General features: G+C 42.3%; 3 protein-coding genes. All 3 read left to right on the top strand.

Translation table 11 applies throughout. The features are described 5' to 3' along the window. Nucleotides 1–128 precede the first annotated feature (128 nt). Entirely contained in the window at nucleotides 129–1,841 is a 1,713-nt protein-coding gene (locus tag AC29Z1_RS15535; RefSeq protein ID WP_488272363.1) for a LytS/YhcK type 5TM receptor domain-containing protein, read from the top strand. Continuing rightward, a complete protein-coding gene (locus AC29Z1_RS15530; protein ID WP_488272362.1) occupies nucleotides 1,819–2,577 on the top strand; it encodes a LytR/AlgR family response regulator transcription factor in 759 nt (252 codons plus the stop codon). The genes AC29Z1_RS15535 and AC29Z1_RS15530 overlap by 23 nt, the downstream gene beginning before the upstream one ends. 140 nt (nucleotides 2,578–2,717) lie before the next feature. Continuing rightward, on the top strand, nucleotides 2,718–3,204 hold a 487-nt coding region (locus AC29Z1_RS15525; protein WP_488272361.1), incomplete at its 3' end, for a carbon starvation CstA family protein.

The following is a 3,204-nucleotide window of genomic DNA, read 5'->3' as shown; positions in this document are numbered from 1 at the left end:
GAAGTAACTGGTTGCAGTTTTTTCTATTTGGGGGCTGTCTTAACGCGACAGCCCCAGTGTTTTTTTTTTGCAGGGTTACTATAGTTTTGGCCGAATCTATATAGTAACAAATAATTGAGGTGTATATTATGCAAGAAACGTTGCTGTTTCAAATGATTGAGCGATTGAGTATTGCGTCGACGTTAGCGTTTGTTTTGTCGCAGACTACCATTTTTCGCCGTATTAGTTATAGTTATGTGACAGTATTGGATAAAATAAAGCTTTCACTTATTTTTGGCGGCATTGGTATCGTTGGTACGTATGCCGGCATTCCTGTGGATGACGCATTAGCAAACTCTCGGGTGGTAGGGGTGATGGCTGCTGGACTGCTGGGCGGCCCTACGATTGGGGCGGCTGCCGGGTTAATCGCCGGGGGGCATCGCTATTTGTTTGGCGGATTTTCGGCTTTTTCTTGTGCTTTGGCTAATGTCATGGAAGGATTGTTAGCTGGCTGGATAAAAAATCGATATCCACACCATGCACTGTCCTGGTGGCTTGCTCTCGTCAGTGGCATTGTTGGTGAAGCCATGCAGATGGCCATTATACTCCTTACTGCCCGTCCTTTTGAGATGGCAGTAACCCTGGTGAAGGATATCGCCTTGCCCATGATTGTCGCTAATTCTTTTGGGCTTATGATTTTTATGCTTATTATTAAAATGACAATGGATGTACAACAGCAAATTGGTGCAACGCAGTCACAAAAAGTATTAGCCGTTGCTGCCCAAACTTTGCCGTACTTTAGAAAAGGGCTAAATGCCGACTCTGCCAAGGCAGCGGCAGAAATTATTTATGCTAATGGTCCTTATCATGCTGTGGCTGTAACTGATACCCAACATGTTTTGGCGTTTGTTGGCACAGATGCTGAACACCATTTGTCCAATCACCACCATCTTACTAATGCTACCAATCAAACGTTGCATTCAGGCACTATTTATATTGCTAACAGTCCGGCAGAAATAGGCTGCGAATGTTCTGACTGTCAGCTAACCTGCGCCATCGTTGTTCCATTAAAACGAGGTCAGGAGATTATTGGAACCTTTAAACTGTATTATGCCAACGGCAAACCGGTTAACCAATCAGATGTGGTATTTGCCGAAGGACTTGCTCATTTGTTTTCTATCCAGCTTGAACTGGCGGAAATCGACCGGCAGGCAAAGTTAGCTGCGAAAGCTGAACTGAAGGCGTTGCAAACCCAGATAAATCCTCATTTTTTATTTAATACTCTGAATACAATTACCTCTCTGATTCGGACCAAGCCGGCGTTAGCCCGTGATTTATTGATAAAACTCAGTTCGATTTTTCGGTTTACTTTACAAAAAGCCGGGCGAAATATTACTATAGCAGAAGAGCTAACGCAAGTCAGTGCCTATTTAGCCATTGAAAAAGCGCGTTACGGTCCCAAACTACAGGTTGTCGAAGATATTGATCCCTTAACTGCACCGTATTTAATTCCTTCCCTTACGATTCAGCCGATTATTGAAAATGCTGTGGTCCATGGCTTGAAGCCGAAAATCGATGGCGGAACCATTACTATAAGTATTCATAGATACAACTATGATATTATAATTACAATTACTGATGATGGGGTGGGAATGGATCTGGCATCATCCAATCCTCTGAATCAAACATCTAACGAACATATTGGCTTGATGAATGTTCATGAACGTTTGCGCGGGCAATATGGTGTTCCCTATGGGCTAAGCATTGACAGCACTGTTGGTGTCGGTACCGTTGTTACGATTACTATCCCACAAATAACTGCAAATGAAGGTGAGTCATATGCTCAAAGCGCTAATTGTTGATGATGAATTACCAGCCAGAGACGAATTACGCTATCTTCTCTCATCTAAGCCTGAGATTGAAATTGTCGGCGAAGCCGATAATGGTGCGGAGGCTATTAAACTTGCAACTCAATTACAGCCAGATGTTATTTTTTTGGATATTAGCATGCGGGATATTAATGGTTTGGAAGCTGCAGTTATCTTACGAAAGATTGTAGAGCATGCCATGATTGTTTTTGCCACTGCTTATGATGAGTATGCTATAAAAGCATTTGAAATTGGAGCAGTCGATTATCTTTTGAAACCGTTTGAACAGGAGCGGATCGACAAAACCATTGTGCGCCTGAAAAATTATCAGCCTGAAGAATGGCAGGCTGCTGCTAACCGGGTTGATGCTGTACTTGATGCGAATAAAGTTCATATTAACAAATTGCCTGTAGAAAAAGGCGGAAAAATTATTTTTATAAACTACAGTGATATTATTTATGCGTATGCTCAGGCCGGTAATGCCGTTATTGTAACGGCTAATGAAGAACTCAACTATAATGGTACTCTAGCCGAGCTTGCTGATCGGTTTCGGGACTCTAAGATTTTGCGGGTGCACAAAAGTTATCTAGTTAACATGGATAAAGTACAAGCCGTTGTGCCATGGTTTAAAGGCACGTATTGGCTGAAAATGGAGCATTGTCCACGAGTAGAAATACCTGTAAGTAAAAGTAAAATCAAAGAATTAAAAATTATTTTAGGATTAAAATAATTAAGATTTCTATTCATCATCCATAATTTCTGTTCAAACTGTATTTTAGTCCATTCATAAGGATTACGTTTATTTGATGAATTTTTTGTTTTATATTGTAGTCGAAGAATTCATTAATTTTATACAATGAGGTAAGACTTATGAATGGATTGTATCTAGTTCTCATTGCGGCTATGGTGCTGACGATTTGCTATCGTTTCTATGGCGCTTTCATAGCAGCAAAAGTATTAGCCCTTGATCCCAACCGACCGACTCCTGCTGTTGTTCACGAAGACGGTCATGACTATGTACCCACGAACAAATGGGTTACATTTGGTCACCATTTTGCCGCTATTGCTGGCGCTGGCCCACTTGTCGGTCCGGTTCTGGCAGCGCAATTCGGTTTTTTGCCAGGTACTCTCTGGCTGCTTATCGGTGCCTGCCTCGGCGGGGCAGTCCATGATATGATTATCCTGTTTGCATCCATCCGCCATGACGGTAAATCGGTTGCTGAAATTGCCAAAGAAGAAATTGGTAAATCGGCAGGTTTGGTTTCGGCCATTGCCGTTATTTTTATCCTGGTTATCACCATGGCAGGGATGGGGATTGCTGTTGCTAATGCCCTGTTTAATAGCCCCTGGGGCGCAT

Source organism: Sporomusa sp., from assembly GCF_057736855.1.
This window is presented reverse-complemented; position numbering and strand designations above follow the sequence as displayed.

Excerpts from the sequence above, each read along its gene's own strand:
- AC29Z1_RS15535 (WP_488272363.1), top strand. The coding sequence starts at position 129 with ATGCAAGAAACGTTGCTGTTTCAAATGATTGAGCGATTGAGTATTGCG.
- AC29Z1_RS15530 (WP_488272362.1), top strand. The coding sequence starts at position 1,819 with ATGCTCAAAGCGCTAATTGTTGATGATGAATTACCAGCCAGAGACGAA.